This window comes from Pseudomonas sp. R25(2017), assembly GCF_002112565.1.
Classification (GTDB): domain Bacteria; phylum Pseudomonadota; class Gammaproteobacteria; order Pseudomonadales; family Pseudomonadaceae; genus Aquipseudomonas; species Aquipseudomonas ekonensis.
This window is the reverse complement of record NZ_NEHZ01000017.1, coordinates 13,379-29,483: the sequence shown is the minus strand read 5'-3', so window position 1 is coordinate 29,483 and position 16,105 is coordinate 13,379. Positions and strand designations below refer to the sequence as shown.

The following is a 16,105-nucleotide window of genomic DNA, read 5'->3' as shown; positions in this document are numbered from 1 at the left end:
CCATGGTCTGAATCTTGCCTTGTCTGTCCCCTTGAACGCGGCCCCTTACAAAGGGGACCGAGAATGGGAAGTTTCGCTACAGAGCCGGCCCACAGAGCGGGCGAGAGTGAACTTTCGAGGCCTTTTAGCAGGGCACCGGTCGAGGTCGCGACGACCGCGACGCACGCCGATGGTGCGCGGTGTCCAGAGGAGTCATGGGGCATGCAGGCTTTTTTATCGCCGGGGATCGGTTTGCTGGGGCGCTTTGGTTTCGCCCGCAAATTCCAGCTGTTGTTTCTGCTGTTCATCCTGCCGCTGGCCGGCAGCCTGTTGATGATCGGCCAGGACTACCGCGACAGGCTCAACCTCATCGCCGGCGAACGGGCCGGCGTCCGCCAGTTGCTGGCCCTCGACGCGCTGGACAACCTGCTCACCGCCCAACGCGACCGCGCCGCCCGCTGGCGCGCCACGGAAACCAACCGCCAGCCGACGCCCGCCACCCTCGCTGCGATGGCCGCGTTCGATGGCGTGCAGCCTGCCGTCGCACAGGCCACCACCGAGCTGGGCAATGCCTTGCAGGCTGAAGGCGCCGGCGGCGAAACCCTGGCCCGCTATCAGGCCCTGCAGACCGCGCTGGGCGGCCTGGACTCGAAAAGCCTGGGCAGCGTCGGCTGGTGGCCGGACGGCTACGACCGCTTCACCAACGCCCTCAGCGCCCTTCAGGCCTTGCGGGAACAGATCGCCATGGACAACCGCCTGACCCTGGCGCCGTGGCTGGAGACTTACCTGCTGACGCAGATTTCCACCCAGCATGCGCCGGACCTGATCGAACGGGTCGGGCGCCTGGCGGCGGTCGGGCAGGCCTCGGTGGTGTCCGGTCAGTTCACCCTGCAGAGCCGCTTGCAGTTGCGTGACCTGCGCAGCCGCATCGGCGACGCCCGCGAGCAACTGGTGAAGACCGCCAGCCTGCTGGAGGCGCGTCTGCCGAGCGACCTGCAAGGATGGGCCGCGCAGTACCACGACAGCCTCAAGCAGCTCGACACCGGCCTCAAGGTGCTGGACGACGGCGTGTTCGGCGGCAGCATCAACCTCAAGCCGGACGACTTCGAACGCAGCCTCGACGCCCTGCTCGGCAACCTGGCGACGCTGCGCCAGCAATCGCTGGTCTCGCTGGACGGGCGGCTGGACGACTACCACGGCTCGGCCATCCGCCAGTTCATCGTCGTGGCGGCGGTGTTCGGCTGCCTGTTGCTGCTGGCGCTGTACCTGTTCCTCTGCCTGCAGGCCTCGATCCGCCGCAGCGCCAGCGGCATCACCCTGCTCGCCGAAGCCCTGCGCGACGGCAACCTGAGCCTGCAAGTGGCGGTGCAGGGCCGCGACGAACTGGCGTCGATCAGTACCGCGCTCAACGTCGCGGTGGTGCAGCTGCGCGGCAGCCTGCTGGGGGTCGATCACGAGACCGCGCAGTTGAGCCAGGCCGTGCGCAGCCTCAACGACCACTCCAGCGGCGCCTTGAGCGAAGTCGAGGCGCAGCAATCGCAGATCAGCCAGATCGCCGCAGCGGCCACCCAACTGGCCGCCACCTCCCAGGGCGTGGCGCAGAGCTGCGAGCAGGCGTCCGGCAGTGCCCAGCACACCCGGCGCATCGCCGCCGACAGCAGCCGCGACAGCCAGCGCACCACCGCCAGCATCCAGCAGCTCAATCAGCGGCTGAACGAAACGGCGGCGGCGCTGGGCCGGGTCAGCGAACAGGGGCAGCAGATTCAGTTGGTGGTCGACACCATCCGCGGCGTGGCCGAACAGACCAACCTGCTGGCGCTCAACGCCGCCATCGAGGCGGCCCGCGCCGGCGAGCAGGGCCGCGGCTTCGCCGTGGTGGCCGACGAGGTGCGCAGCCTGTCGCAGCGCACGCAGTCGTCCACGGCGCAAATCGCGGGGACGGTCGACAGCCTGCGCACCACTGTCGACGAAGCGGTGAGCCTGATGGAAGCCGCCTGCGGCCAGGCGCAATCGGACGCCCAGGCGGTCACCGGCCTGGGCGAACGCCTGGGCGAGATCGCCAGCGCCGTGCAGAGCGTCACCGACACCCTGGCGCAGATCGCCACGGCGGTCGACGAACAGGCAAGCACCGCCGATGAGGTCAGCGGCAACATCCAGCAGGTCGATCAGGCGGCGCTGCGCCTGCTCGAAGGGGCGCGGGCGGTGAATCTGGCGGCCGACACCCTGAGCGAAGGCAGCCGTGCGCTGAGCGCCAACACCGCGAGATTTCAGCTGCGCTGACCCCTCCTCCCCCCGTTTTTCGGGCCTGGCGGGTTAAGCGGTTGAAAATAAGAAGAAATATTTTGAATTCGCGCTTGACGCATCTGCATTACGGGTGAATAATGCGCGCCACTTGGCTACATAGCTCAGTTGGTTAGAGCATAGCATTCATAATGCTGGGGTCCGGGGTTCAAGTCCCTGTGTAGCCACCAAGTACTAAAAACGGCTTACCGAAAGGTAGGCCGTTTTTTTATGCCCCGAGAAAAGCCGCAGTCCAGGAAAGCACTGTAGGGAAACCAGCACCCTCCTGGTACGAACTGGATTTTTCGTGAAATCAGGCGCCTGAAACGCTCCCCGTCGGTTTGCCCGCCTCCCCCATTGACCGACAAGCTCCCTTGGCTCGATTCAAGCCATACAGGGAGTTGCCGTGGCTCGATTCAAACCTCTCTTCGATGATGAATGGCTTCGCAAACGTCGCAATGATGTTTACTCATGGGCCACATGGAGCCCGCCACCGCCGCCTGAGCCGGTGTACATCGAAAAGGATGAATGGCCGACGCCCAAGTCCCCTGAAGATCAGGTGTTCGCCAAATCCTGCACGGCGAACAACTGGTGCCGTACGGATGTCGGCACGGCAGCGGAACCCTCCTCCAACTTCGGCAAGGTCATGGTGGCGGGCGCCATGCTCTTTCCGTCCGCCAGCAGCGCGGTAGCAACGGCACTCGGCGCTGATCTGGCATTGGGGCGCATGGCAGGCGGCGGCATCTTGCAGCAGCGCCTCAACTGGGCGGTACGCGGTGCAGGCGGCCCGGCGAGTGTGTTCATCCTCGGAATGCTCCCGGCCAGGATGGGCGACGGCACTCTTCATACCGATGAACAGTTGCGCCGCATGACCCGCGCCACTACCCGCGTGCGTTTCCAGTTCCGGCGCGATGCCGAAGGCGTCATGCAGGTCTACGGCATCCATACCGGCGCCTCGGGCGATGACTCGGTGCGCACCGTCAAGGTCGAGTGGAACAGCGACAAGACAGCGATGGAGGCCAGTCTCAACGGCATCACGATATTGTGGACGCCGCAGCGCGGGCCCCTGGGGTCATTGCCGCCGCTGATCTATCCGGAACACGCGGAGCAACTGGGTACAATCCTCGTTCACCCGATTCCCGAGAACACCGACAGCCAGATAGAAGGCCTGCCCGGTGAAGACATCACCGCTGAGGATTGCATCCTGGTGTTTCCGGCGGAGACCGGACTCAAATCGCTGTACGTGGTGTATTCGAAGCCGGCCAGGCTGATGCCGGGCACCGTGACGGGGATTGGTGAGGATGTGCCGGGAATGTGGCTTGCGGGCGCGGGGACGGGGATCGGCGCGCCGGTTCCGACACGGATTGCGGATAAACTCAGGGGACGGGAGTTTTCGAGTTTCGATGCATTTCGCAAGGCATTTTGGCAAGCCGTTAGGGATGATCCGGATCTCTTCAATCAGTTCAACAAAGATGCCCAGGATCGCTTGATGTCAGGCAATGCCCCCGCAGTTCGAAACAGAGAGGCTGTAGGTATACGAGGAGTGTTTGAGTTACATCATCTCGAACGGGTCGCAGATGGCGGCGCTGTCTATGACGTAGACAACCTTCGAGTCAACACCCCCAGGAATCACATCAATCAACACAGAATCCAATGAGCATGTCATGACAAACATATCTGACTACACCGAAGCTGAATTCATTGGTTTCATCGAAAGGATACGAGCCACAAACAAACGCGGCTCAGATGCGGAACTGGGCGAGTTGCTGGCGCAATTCAGAACGCTTACCGAACACCCGGAAGGCACCGACCTCATTTTTTACCCGGAACCTGGAGAGGACAGTTCTGCCGAAGGTATTGCGCAGACAGTGAAGCACTGGCGTCAGGCGAACAGTTTGCCGGGCTTCAAGCAATAAACACCTGGCCGACCCGACTCACCTACATCCTGCACCGTTCTCCCTCTCCGAACGGCCTATCGAAAGGCAGGCCGTTTTTCATGCCCCGAGAAAAGTGCCGGGCATCACTCGCCCAGCGCCGCCAACCCCTTCGCCCAGATCTGCCGGGTGCGCAATCCCACCATCGCCCGCCAGTCCGGATCCGCCGGGTAGAACTGCTCCAGCAGGTTGAGCTTGATCTTGCGCCCCTGCGCACTGAGCGGATCGCCGTGCAGGTGCAGCCAGTGGTCGTCGCGCAGATGCCGGTGCACCTGCGCCCCCGGATAGGTGCCGCACTCGATCACGAACGGCATCATGCGCACACCCGGCAGCGCATCGAGCAGCGCCTGGGAGGTGTAGCCGGTGGCCGTCGCCGCGACGCCGGTTTCGCTCAGGGTATCGGCGCCGGTGTGCAGGGTGTACAGCCACGGACCGTAAACCGATTGAGCCTGGGCCAGCGCAGGGTAAGGGCCTTGGGTGATGGTCAGCAGCATCGGGTGGCCGTACTCGCCCGCGCCGGTGTGCAGGTCGAAACACATCACGGTTTCGGCACCCGCCAGGTGCTGCTGGACGATGCGGTGCAACGTACGGTTCGACCAGGCCGGTTCCCGCCCGCCATAGAACAATCCGTCGGGGTGGCTGTGCTGGCCGCCCTCGACGATCGACATCACCGCCGGCCAGCCGTGTTCGGCGATCTGCGCGTCAAGCAGGGCATCGGCCCGCTGCCGCTCAGGGCCGTCGAGCTGCGTGCAGGCATAGATCCCGTGCAGCGCCGCATAGGCCCGGTTGTCCGGCAACGGCCGGGAGAAGTCCAGGTGGTTGCGGTTGAGGTCGATGTTGTCCTCGTTGACCCTGCGCAGCCACGCCGTGCCCCACGGGTTGATCAGGTGCACCATCACCACGGCGACGTCCCTGGGCAACTGGTCGGGTGTGAACTGCTTCAGCCAGTCGATCTGGCAGTCGGAGCCGTAGTAGCCCTCCACCCCGTGCGTGCCGCTGATGGCCACCAGACGCCGTTTGGACTGGGGATCGCCCAGCACCGCGACATCGGTGCTCAACGGCTCGCCGAACGGCCCGTTGAGCGGATGCGCGTACGAGAAGAGGGTCGCCCCGGCGATGTTCGCGGCGGCGAGAAAGCGTTCACGCTGAAGGCGGTAGCCGGTGTGGGTGGCAAATGCGTTGTCCATGGAGGCCTCTTGTAGGTTTTCTGGCGTCTCGTGTGCCTTCGACCCTACAGAAAATCCACCGGGGCTTGAAGGAGAAAGTACCCGGCGGTTTGCGTCCCGTACGGTCGGCCGATACAGTCCGTCAGTCTTTTCACCCCACGGACGGAGAAGCCCGCGTGTTTCCAGCCCTGCCCCTGAGCCGTTTTCGCCTGCCTGCCCTGAGCCTGATCGTCAGCGCCCTCACCCTCGCCGCCTGCAACGCCCCGCCCGCCTCGACGTTGCCGCAGGCACCGGAAGCCGCCTCCGGCTACCGCACCGGCCTGCAGGCCAGCCACGCCAGCCGGCACATGGCGGCCGCCGCCAACCCGCTGGCCGCCGAAGCCGGCCGGGAGATGCTGCGTCAAGGCGGTTCGGCCATCGACGCGGCAATCGCGATGCAGGCGGTGCTGACGTTGGTCGAGCCGCAATCCTCGGGCATCGGCGGCGGTGCGATGATCGTGCTGTGGGACGGCAAGCAGGTGCGCACCTACGACGGGCGTGAAACCGCGCCGGCCGGCGCCACCGAGAAGCTGTTCCTGCAAGCGGACGGCAAACCGATGCCGTTCCCCCAGGCGCAGATCGGCGGGCGCTCGGTCGGCACGCCCGGGGTGATGCGGGCGCTGGAGCTGGCGCACCGGCAGCACGGTCGCCTGCCGTGGGCGACGCTCTTCGAACCGGCGATCAAGCTGGCCGAGGACGGCTTCGCCCTGTCCCCCCGACTGCATTCGCTGCTGGCGTCTGACCCGGCGATCGGCCAGTCGCCGGACATGGCCAGGTACTTCCTCAACGCCGACGGCAGCGTCAAGGCCGTCGGCACACGCCTGCGCAATCCCGAACTGGCCGCCGTGCTCAAGCGCATCGCCCACGAAGGCGCCGACGCCCTGTACAAGGGCCCGATCGCCGAAGAGATCGTCGCCAAGGTCCAGGGCCACGCCAACCCCGGCAGCCTGTCGCTGAACGACCTCGCCCGCTATCAGGCCAAGGAGCGCGCGCCGCTGTGCACCGACTACAAGCGCTGGCAGGTCTGCGGCATGCCGCCGCCGTCCTCGGGCGGGATTGCCGTGGCGCAGATCCTCGGCACCTTGCAGGCCCTCGAGACCCGCGACCCGCGCCTGGCGCTGACGCCGCTCAAGCCCCGCAAGACCGACCTGCCCGCAGGCATTGAGCCTGCGCCTGAAGCCGTGCACCTGATCGCCGAGGCCGAACGCCTGGCCTACGCCGACCGTGCGCAATACGTGGCCGACACCGACTTTGTGCCGGTGCCGGTCAAGGGCCTGGTGGATCCGGGCTACCTGGCCACACGTGCCGGCCTGATCGGTGAGCGCAGCATGGGCAGCGCCCGGCCAGGCAACCCGCCAGGGGTACAGGTGGCCTATGCGCCGGACCGTTCGCCGCTGCGCATCTCCACCTCGCAAGTGGTGGCGGTGGATGACTTCGGCGGTGCGATCTCCATGACCACCACCATCGAGGCCGCCTTCGGCTCGCACCTGATGGTCCAAGGCTTCTTGCTGAACAACCAGATGACCGACTTCTCGTTCATCCCCGAGGAGAACGGGCAGAAAGTCGCCAACCGCGTCGAGCCCGGCAAGCGCCCGCGCTCGTCGATGGCGCCGACCCTGATCTTCGACCGCGCCAGCGGCGGGTTCGTCGCCACGGTCGGCTCCCCGGGCGGCTCGCAGATCATCGAGTACGTGGCCAAGACCACCGTCGGCCTGCTCGACTGGAACCTCGACGCCCAAGACGCCATCAGCCTGCCCAACTTCGGCAGCCGCAACGGGCCCACCGAACTGGAGCAAGGCCAGTTCAGCCCGGCCCTGATCCAGGCGCTCAAGGCCCAGGGGCACGCGGTGAACGAGATCGACATGACCAGCGGCACCCAGGCCATCGTGCGGGTCAAGGATACGCAAGGAAAGGTCTCTTTCGAGGGCGGGGCGGATCCGCGCCGTGAAGGCGAGGCGTTGGGGGATTGAGCTTGCCCTTGGGGCAGGCTTTAGCGTGAGTCCCGAGCAGCCAAACAGGAGAGATTCATGCTGACCATCGGACAAATGGCCCGCTGCCACGGGCTCACCACCAAGACCCTGCGCCACTACGACAGCATCGGGCTGTTCAGCCCGGCGCTCACCGGGCGCGACAACGGCTACCGCTACTATCGCCCGGAGCAGATCGTCATCCTCGGCCGGATCCTCTGGCTCAAGGGCCTTGGCCTGGCGCTGGAGGACATCCGCTCGCTGGCCGCAGGCGGCGGGCTCGACAGCGTCGGCGCGATGCGCGAGACCCTCGAAGCCCACGCCCGGCACTTGCGCGCGGAACTGCAGCGCGGCGAAAACGTGCTGGGCCAGCTGACTCGCTACCTCGCACAGCCGGATCGCGGACTGCCGGCCCTGCAGGCGCCCGAACGGGTCGCCTACCCCGCGCTGCGGATCATGGGCATGAGCTGGCAGCAAGGAGAGGACGGTTCGATCGCGCAAATGTGGGATCGCTTTGAACCCAGGGAGCCCGAGATCGACCGCCTGCGCGAGCCGGTAGGCACCTTCGGCGTGTGCGAGCCTTTGGCGGACGGTCAGTGGCGGTACGTCGCCGGGCTTCCGGTGGGCAGCAAGGCCAGTCTGCCCGATGGCATGGTGGAACTGCACATTCCCGCCCGCCCGTACGCCCGCGTCGAGCACCACGGTCCGGTGACCACGCTGCCGGAGACCTTCCGTGCGGCCTACAGCGAATGGCTGCCCGCCGCCGGCATGGCCCCGGCCGAAGGCATCGAGTTCGAATACTGCGGCGAGCGCTTCTTCGGCCCGATGGATCCGCGCAGCGTGGTCGAGCTGTACATTCCGCTGAAGGACTGAGGTTCCCTCACGGCGACTGCTGCGCAGTCGAGCGGGAGCGGTTCGCTCCCGCCAGCCCCGGACATGACGGCAACGGGTCCGGGAAAAGAACCGGTCAAGGGCCGTTTCCGGCGCTCTGCTCACACCACGTGGAGAAATGCCCTGCAACATCCGAAGAAGCGTCAGACATCCGACCTGAAGCCGTTGATTTAAGGTGTTACATCTTCAACTGCACAAGGCACGGCATTCCATGAGCAACCGCTGGCAGAGCAATTCATACGCGGATTTCGGAAGGTTTCTGCGGCGTTTCAGAACCGAGCTGATCGTCGGTTTCCTGCTGGGGACGGTGCCGCTGCTGATGCACTCGACCCGTCCCTCGGAGCTGCATGCCATGCTCCAGGCCCTGCTGGCCAGCACCCCGGTGATCGACCACGCCGTGTGCCTGCTGCTGATCTACAGCTTGGTGTGCCTGCACAAGAAACTGTACCGGCTCAAGACAGACCGCATGCGGGAGCGCTTCGAGTCGATCTACCAGGTGACCGCCGAGGTCGGCACCAGCTTCCTCACGCTGCTGCGCACCGGACTGGGGGCCATCGTCGGCTTCCTGATCATCGCACCGTTCATCGAAGTGGAGCCCGTGGCCCTCAAGCAGTGGCTGGCCAACGCCGTGCTGGGCATCATGACCCTGGTGCTGTCGGCCTGGGTGTCACTGCTGCACGACTTTCTGCTGCCGCAGCCGAGCCGTGCCCACGTGAAGAACCATATCCGCCTTTAGGCCTTGAGCGCCTTGCCGTCCACCGGGTCGCCGATCTTCAGGAAGTGCCCGCCGGCCACATGGTGCAGCGTGCGCAAACCGTCCTGACCGTCGAAGTGCCAGCGGCCGTCGCTGAACACGCGTTCGTCCGCCTGGGCGGCGATCACCTCGGCGAGAAACAGGTCGTACCGGTCATGGTTGTGCGGCTCCGGCAGCAGCCGGCATTCCAGCCAGGCCACGCAGCCGTCGAGCATCGGCGCCTGCACCTGTTCGCCTTCGAACGTCTGCAAGCCAAAGGCCTGGAACTTGTCCCGGCCCTGGGCCTGGCTGATCTCAAGCCCGGAGGTCGAACCGACGGTCTGCACGACGTCGGCCTGAAGCGCACAAGGGACGTTGAGCACGAAGGTGCCGCTGGCTTCCAGCAGTTGCCGCGTCCAGGTGGACTTGTCGAGCACCACCGCCACCTTCGGCGGTTCGAAGTCCAGCGGCATGGCCCAGGCGGCGGCCATGATGTTGCGCTGGCCGTCGTGGGCGGCGCTGACCAGCACGGTCGGGCCGTGGTTGAGCAGGCGGTAGGCTTTGTTCAGGGGAACCGGGCGGCGGTGGGAAACGCTCATGGGCATCTGCTCCGGGAAAAGGAACCGATTGTAGCCTCAGCCCCAATGACTGTGGGAGCGAGCCTGCGTGCGAGGGCGCCCCGTCAGTCACCTGGAACGTGAGTGATCGGACGCCATCGCGAGCAAGCTCGCTCCCACAGGGAGAAGCCTTGAATCAGTTGGACAGCTGGTTGGCGAACTGGCCGACCGCGTTCACCACCTTCTGCGCACCGTCCTGGATCTCGACGATCACGGTGCCCGCCTCCGCCGCCAGCGCCAGGCCCTGTTCGGCCTGGAGCTTGCCGTCGGTCATCAAGGCCACGGCGTTGCGCGCCATGTCTTGGTTCTGGCGCACCACGCCGACGATCTCTTCGGTGGCCTGGCTGGTGCGCGAGGCCAGTTGCCGCACTTCGTCGGCCACCACCGCAAAGCCCCGCCCCTGCTCGCCGGCGCGGGCCGCTTCGATGGCAGCGTTGAGCGCCAGCAGGTTGGTCTGTTCGGCGATGCCGCTGATGGTCTTGACGATGGTGCCGATCACCAGCGACTGCTCGTTCAGCGCCTCGATGCCTTCGCCGGCGGTCTGCATGTGCCGTGACAGGTCGCGCATCACATTGACCGCTTCGGTCACCACCGCGGTGCCGCGCTGGGCGGTGCTGTCGGTCTGCAGCGAGGTGCTGTAAGCGATGTTGGCGGCTTCGGCGACCGCCTGCTCCTGGTTGACCTGATCGGTGATCACCGTGGCGAACTTCACCACTTTGTAGAGCTTGTCGTTGGCGTCGACCACCGGGTTGTAGGAAGCCTCCAGCCACACGGTGCGGCCATGGCTGTCCACCCGCTTGAAGCGGCCGGCCACGAACTCGCCGTTGTTCAGGCGGCGCCAGAAGTTCTGGTAGTCGGCGCTGCCGGCTTCCATCGGGTCGCAGAACATGCGGTGATGCTTGCCCTGGATCTGCGCCAGGCTGTAGCCCATGCCATTGAGGAAGCGGTCGTTGGCGCTCAGCACGTTGCCGTTGAGGTCGAACTCGATCACGGCGGTCGAACGCACCAGCGCCCCGATCAGGTTCTCGTGCTCGCGCGAGGCCTCGATGGTGCGGGTCAGGTCGCTGGAGTAGATCGCGAAATACTTGATCCGCCCGTCCGAGGAGCGGATCGGCTGCGAAATGGAACGCAACCAGGCCTCTTCGCCATTGCCGCGCAGCAGGCGCACGGCCCCGGCGAAGTGTTCGCCGCGGGTCAGCGCGGCGCGGAAACGGTGGTGGAACTCATCGGACTTCACATGGGCCGGCACGATGTCTTCCAGGGCACGACCGATCAGGTCGTGGCTCCGGTAGCCCATCTCGTTGAGGAAATTCTGGTTGGCGGACTGGATGCGTCCGTCGGGCTCAAGGGTCAGCACCAGCATCTCGCTTTCCAGACTCTCTTTCACTTGCAGAAGGCTGGAGAGTTCTTCGCGAAGAGCCGCGAGCTCTTGCTTCAGGCGTGTATTGAACATGGGAAAGCACCGATGGGTAGAAAGCGGGTATGCCACCTAACCATCGGCCTCGGGATTCTTTTCTGAAGTGCGCTTGAGGGCTGTCCTACAAAAATAGTTCGGCCCCCGCCACTCAGGCGGTTCCCGCCACCCGGCACTGTCCCGGATGCGGCATCCGCGAGCCGAAATACGCCGCGCCGGCCAGGCCCGCCAGGCCCATCACGGCGCAGAAGATCACGCAGACCCACGGGCTCCACGGCATCAGCCCGACCAGCAGCAGCGGCGTCACGCTGGCCCAGGCCGCGTAGGCGATGTTGTAGGTGAAGGAGATCCCCGACACCCGGATCCGCGCCGGAAACAGGCCGACCATCACCGACGGCACCGCCCCCACCACGCCGCAGGCGAGCCCGGCCACGGCATAGGCGAGGCCGATCCAGCCGCCCCCGCCGATCAGGCAGGCGTACAGCACGCCGATGCCCAGCGGCAGCAGCAGGCTGTAGAGCATGACCGTGCGCCAGGCGCCGATGCGGTCGACCAGTTTGCCGGCGATCACGCAGCCGATGTTCAGGAACACGATGCCCAGCGCGCTCAAGGCGAAGGTGCGGCTGGCGGTCATGCCGAAGGTCTTCTGCATCATGGTCGGGGTGATGACCACGAACACCACCACCGCCGACGTCAGCACGCAGGTCAGCAGCATGGCCGGCAGCATCGCCAGGCGGTGCTCGCGCAGCACCGTGCGCAGCGGCAGTTCGACCCGCGCTTCGCGCTGCGCCTCCATCGCCATGAACACCGGCGTCTCGCTGAGCCAGCGGCGCAGCCACACACCGATCACGCCGAACACGCCGCCGAGCAGGAACGGGTAGCGCCAGGCGTAGTCGAGTACTTCCGCCGGGGTGAACATCTGCGCCAGGAAGGTCGCGGTCAGCGCGCCGATCAGGTAACCGAAGGTCAGGCCGGCCTGCAGAAAGCCCAGGGCATAGCCACGGTGGCCCGGCGGCGCGTGCTCGGCGACGAACACCCAGGCGCTCGGCACCTCGCCGCCCACCGCCGCCCCTTGCAGGATGCGCAGCGCCAGCAGGAGCAGCGGCGCGAAGTAGCCGATCTGCGCGTACGTCGGCATCAGCCCGATCAGCAGGCACGGCAGCGCCATCATCAGGATGCTCAGGCTGAAGACCTTCTTGCGCCCCAGGCGGTCGGCGAAATGCGCCATCAGGATCCCGCCCAGCGGCCGCGCCAGATACCCGGTGACGAAGATCCCGAAGCTTTGCAGCAGGCGCAGCCATTCGGGCATTTCCGGCGGGAAGAACAGCTGGCTGAGGGTCAGGGCGAAGAACACGAAAATGATGAAGTCGTAGATCTCCAGCGCCCCGCCCAACGCCGCAAGACCTAAGGTCTTGTAGTCGGAACGGCTGAAAGGGGCCGGTCGGGCAAGCGGGGCGGCAGTCATGGCAGAGGCTCGGGCAGCGGCAAAAACCGGGGCGCCCATGGTCTACGCAAACGGGCCGGGGGACAACCCGTTAGACCATAGTCCCGGTTTTGCAAAACCTGCTCACGGAAAGGCCGGCGCCTGATTTACTGTTGGGGCCTGTCCGCACACACCACGCCAGACACACCGTGGCAGCGGGCTTGCCCCCGAAGAGGCCGTTGCGTCCGGCACCGATGCCGACCGGCCTGACGCCTTCGCGGACAAGCCCGCTGCCACAGGGGGCGCGGCGCTTCTGACGGATCACAATAAACATAAGAATCCGAGGTATTCCCGTGGCCGTTGACATCGAAGATAGCCGCTCCGCCCGTTTTGCCCTGCGCTGCTCCAACTTTGCCGAACGCTGGTTTCCCGATTCCTGGGTGTTCGCCGCGCTCGCCGTGATCATCGTGGCCCTGGCCACCCTGGCCATGGGCGCCAAGCCCACCGACGCCGCCATGGCGTTCGGCGACGGGTTCTGGAGCCTGATCCCGTTCACCATGCAGATGGCCTTCGTGGTGATCGGCGGCTATGTGGTCGCCAGCTCGCCGCCCGCCGTGAAACTGATCGACCGCCTGGCGCGGCTGCCCAAGAACGGCCGTTCGGCCGTGGCCTGGGTCGCGCTGATCTCGATGGTCGCCTCGCTGCTCAACTGGGGCCTGTCGTTGGTGTTCGGCGGCTTGCTGGTGCGCGCCCTCGCCCGGCGCAGCGACCTGAAGATGGACTACCGCGCCGCCGGCGCCGCGGCCTACCTGGGCCTCGGCGCGGTATGGGCGCTGGGCCTGTCCTCGTCGGCCGCGCAACTGCAGGCCAACCCCGGCAGCCTGCCGCCGTCGATCCTGTCGATCACCGGGGTGATCCCGTTCACCCAGACCATCTTCCTCTGGCAGTCCGGCGTGATGCTGCTGGCGCTGATCGTGGTGTCGATCATCATCGCCTACGCCACCGCCCCCGGCCCGAACTCCGCCCGCGACGCCCAGGCCTGCGGCATCGACCCGAGCTTCAACCTGCCGCCGCTGCAACCGCGCACCCGCCCCGGCGAGTGGCTGGAACACAGCCCGCTGCTGATCATCGTGCTGGTGCTGCTGGCGGCCGGGTGGCTGTTCCACGAGTTCTCGACCAAGCCTGCGATCACCGCGATCTCCGGGCTGAACACCTACAACTTCCTGTTCATCATGCTCGGCGCGCTGCTGCACTGGCGTCCGCGCAGTTTCCTCGACGCGGTCGCCCGCGCCGTGCCGACCACCACCGGAGTGCTGATCCAGTTCCCGCTGTACGGCTCCATCGCCGCGCTGATGACCACGGTCAAGGGCGCCGACGCCCAGACCCTGGCCCACCACATCTCGACGTTCTTCGTCAGCATCGCCTCCCACGACACCTATGCGCTGCTGATGGGCGTGTACTCGGCGATTCTCGGCTTCTTCATCCCGTCCGGCGGCGGCAAGTGGATCATCGAGGCGCCGTACGTGATGCAGGTGGCCAACGACCTCAAGTACCACTTGGGCTGGGCGGTGCAGATCTACAACGCCGCCGAGGCCCTGCCGAACCTGATCAACCCGTTCTACATGCTGCCGTTGCTGGGCGTGCTGGGGCTGAAGGCGCGGGACTTGATCGGCTTCTCGTTCGTGCAGTTGCTGGTGCACACGCCGTTGGTGCTGGCGTTGCTGTGGGCACTGGGGACGACGCTGGCCTACCTGCCGCCGGTGATGCCGTAACCGCCTCGGCTGGCGGATACGGGCCTGACGGGCGCGCGGACACGCCGCGCTCCCGCTGCGACGGGCCTGGCCTTGCGGACGTCACCCAACCGTCACATTCCCTTGCTAGCGTCCGCCAGAAATATACTGAAACAATTAAGCAGACACAGGCTTCTAGATGAACGACGACACAAACGACAGCGCCCCGCCCTCCCCCGACCATGACCTTCCTGCCGACACCAGTCGACGCCGTTTCCTCGGCGGTGTGGCGGTGCTCGGCGCCGGCGCGACGCTGGCGGCCTGCGGCAACCGCGGCGACGGACCGGACAAGCCGGACGAACGTCCGCTGTCGGCGGCCGAACTGGACAAGGCCCTGCAAACCCACGTGAAGACCGTGGTGGTGATCTACGCCGAGAACCGCAGCTTCAACAACCTGTTCGGCGACTTCCCGGGCGTCGAGCGACCGCTGTCGGCCCTCAAGCCCGCCGACTACCAGCAGCGCGACCGCGACGGCAGCCTGCTGCCGGCCCTGCCTCCCGCCTGGGGCGGCATCCTGCAGACCGGCCCGCAGACCCTGGACGGCGTGACGTACCCCACCGCCGTGCAGTTTCAGGAAAACCTGCCCAACGCACCGTTCGCCCTCAAAGGGCCGAACGCCGAAGACTTGCCGCTGGGCCTGGTGACCCGCGACCTGTGGCACGTGTTCTACCAGAACCAGATGCAGATCAACGGCGGCAAGAACGACGGCTTCGTGGCCTGGGCCGACTCCGGCGGCCTGACCATGGGCCACTACGCACAGAGCCGCTATTCCCTGCGCCTGTGGGACGTCGCCCGGGAGTTCGTGCTGTGCGACAACTTCTTCCAGGGCGCTTTCGGCGGCTCCTTCCTCAATCACCAGTACCTGATCAGCGCCACCGTGCCTTTCTATCCGCACGCGGCCGAGTCGGTGGCCAAAGGTCAGATCGCGTCCCTGCAGAGCGACGACCCCGCCGACCCGCGCCTCAAGCCGCTGGAGCAATCCCCGGCCAGCGCCATGACCGGCCCGCCGCAGTTCGGCCCGAGCGCGCTGACGCCGGACGGCTATGCGGTGAACACCCTGGCGCCACCGTACTGGCCCACCTGGATCCGCGACCCGGAGCGGCCGGCCTATTCCAAGCCGGACCTGCCCAACGTCCTGGTGCCCCAGACCCACGAACACATCGGCGACAAGCTCTCCAAGCGCAACATCGACTGGGCCTGGTACGCCGGCGCCTGGCAAGCGACGCTGGATCAGTTCAAGGACTCGGGCGGCATCCCCAAGATCCCGAACTTCCAGTACCACCACCAGCCGTTCAACTACTTCCGCCAGCAGGGGCCCGAGAACCCCGAAGAGCGCGCCCGGCGCCTGCGTGACGCGGGCCTGGGCGACGAGTCGGGCAGCAACCGCTTCTTCGCCGACGCCGAGGCCGGCAAGCTGCCAGCCGTCAGCTTCTACAAGCCCCAGGGCAACCTGAACATGCATGCCGGCTACGCCGACGTGGCCTCCGGCGACCGCCACATCGCCAGGGCCTTGAAGGTGCTGCAGGAAAGCCCGCAATGGAAAAACATGGTGGTGATCGTCACGGTCGACGAGAACGGCGGCTGGTGGGACCACGTCGCGCCGCCCAAGGGCGACCGCTGGGGCCCCGGTTCCCGGGTGCCGGCGCTGGTGGTGTCGCCGTTCGCCCGCAAGGGCACGGTGGACCATACGGTGTACGACACCGCCTCGATCCTGCGCCTGATCACCCGGGTGTTCCGGCTGGAGAAGCTCGACGGGCTCAGGCAACGCGACGAGGCCATGGCCGCCCGGGGCCAGAAACCGCTGGGCGACCTGACCGCCGCCCTGCGTTTTCCGGTCTGAGGACAGCGCCTGCGGGCGTGCAAAAAAACTCC

Annotated in this window: 11 protein-coding genes, 1 tRNA gene and 2 pseudogenes; 9 read left to right on the top strand and 5 right to left on the bottom strand. The window is 66.3% G+C overall.

Features of this window, described 5'->3' with window-relative positions:
• Nucleotides 1-201 precede the first annotated feature (201 nt).
• From CAG31_RS20890 to CAG31_RS20875, 4 genes are all read left to right on the top strand, one after another.
• On the top strand, nt 202-2,259 hold the full coding sequence (locus tag CAG31_RS20890) for a methyl-accepting chemotaxis protein (RefSeq protein WP_085584697.1): 2,058 nt from the start codon (nt 202-204) through the stop codon (nt 2,257-2,259).
• Between the two features lie 114 nt (nt 2,260-2,373).
• Nucleotides 2,374-2,450, top strand: a tRNA-Met gene (locus tag CAG31_RS20885).
• 215 nt (nt 2,451-2,665) lie between these two features.
• The gene (locus tag CAG31_RS20880; protein WP_085584695.1) at nt 2,666-3,916 is read left to right on the top strand and encodes an S-type pyocin domain-containing protein; all 1,251 of its coding nucleotides are present in this window, start codon (nt 2,666-2,668) and stop codon (nt 3,914-3,916) included.
• A gap of 7 nt (nt 3,917-3,923) precedes the next feature.
• Nucleotides 3,924-4,175 carry a bacteriocin immunity protein gene (locus tag CAG31_RS20875; RefSeq protein ID WP_085584693.1) on the top strand — a complete coding sequence of 84 codons (252 nt, stop codon included), beginning with the start codon at nt 3,924-3,926 and terminating at the stop codon, nt 4,173-4,175.
• A gap of 104 nt (nt 4,176-4,279) precedes the next feature.
• Here CAG31_RS20875 and CAG31_RS20870 read toward each other — a convergent pair whose 3' ends face one another.
• On the bottom strand, nt 4,280-5,380 hold the full coding sequence (locus CAG31_RS20870) for a DUF2817 domain-containing protein (protein ID WP_085584691.1): 1,101 nt from the start codon (nt 5,378-5,380) through the stop codon (nt 4,280-4,282).
• A 155-nt stretch (nt 5,381-5,535) separates the two neighbouring features.
• Here CAG31_RS20870 and ggt point away from each other — a divergent pair, with 155 nt between their 5' ends.
• From ggt to CAG31_RS20855, 3 genes are all read left to right on the top strand, one after another.
• Entirely contained in the window at nt 5,536-7,368 is a 1,833-nt protein-coding gene (ggt, locus tag CAG31_RS20865) for a gamma-glutamyltransferase (protein ID WP_085584689.1), read from the top strand.
• A 57-nt stretch (nt 7,369-7,425) separates the two neighbouring features.
• Nucleotides 7,426-8,238, top strand: coding sequence for a MerR family transcriptional regulator (locus CAG31_RS20860; RefSeq protein WP_085584687.1), 813 nt, complete (start codon nt 7,426-7,428; stop codon nt 8,236-8,238).
• 229 nt (nt 8,239-8,467) lie between these two features.
• Nucleotides 8,468-8,992, top strand: a complete 525-nt coding sequence (locus tag CAG31_RS20855; RefSeq protein ID WP_085584685.1) for a hypothetical protein — start codon at nt 8,468-8,470, stop codon at nt 8,990-8,992.
• Here CAG31_RS20855 and CAG31_RS20850 read toward each other — a convergent pair.
• The 4 genes and pseudogenes from CAG31_RS20850 to CAG31_RS20840 form a co-directional block, all read right to left on the bottom strand.
• The gene (locus CAG31_RS20850) at nt 8,989-9,588 is read right to left on the bottom strand and encodes a flavin reductase family protein (protein WP_085584683.1); all 600 of its coding nucleotides are present in this window, start codon (nt 9,586-9,588) and stop codon (nt 8,989-8,991) included. The genes CAG31_RS20855 and CAG31_RS20850 overlap by 4 nt on opposite strands.
• Before the next feature lie 154 nt (nt 9,589-9,742).
• Nucleotides 9,743-10,174, bottom strand: a pseudogene (locus CAG31_RS29045) (methyl-accepting chemotaxis protein); the annotation flags it as partial.
• Between the two features lie 156 nt (nt 10,175-10,330).
• Nucleotides 10,331-10,969: pseudogene (locus CAG31_RS29040) on the bottom strand (PAS domain-containing protein); the annotation flags it as partial.
• 202 nt (nt 10,970-11,171) lie between these two features.
• Nucleotides 11,172-12,485 (bottom strand): MFS transporter, encoded by a 1,314-nt coding sequence (locus tag CAG31_RS20840; protein ID WP_085584679.1) that lies wholly within the window; start codon nt 12,483-12,485, stop codon nt 11,172-11,174.
• Nucleotides 12,486-12,796: 311 nt separating this feature from the next.
• Between CAG31_RS20840 and CAG31_RS20835 the strand changes: the two genes are divergently transcribed.
• On the top strand, nt 12,797-14,215 hold the full coding sequence (locus CAG31_RS20835) for a short-chain fatty acid transporter (RefSeq protein WP_085584677.1): 1,419 nt from the start codon (nt 12,797-12,799) through the stop codon (nt 14,213-14,215).
• Nucleotides 14,216-14,372: 157 nt separating this feature from the next.
• Complete coding sequence (acpA, locus tag CAG31_RS20830) at nt 14,373-16,073, top strand: acid phosphatase (protein WP_085584675.1); 1,701 nt, start codon at nt 14,373-14,375, stop codon at nt 16,071-16,073.
• Nucleotides 16,074-16,105: the final 32 nt, after the last annotated feature.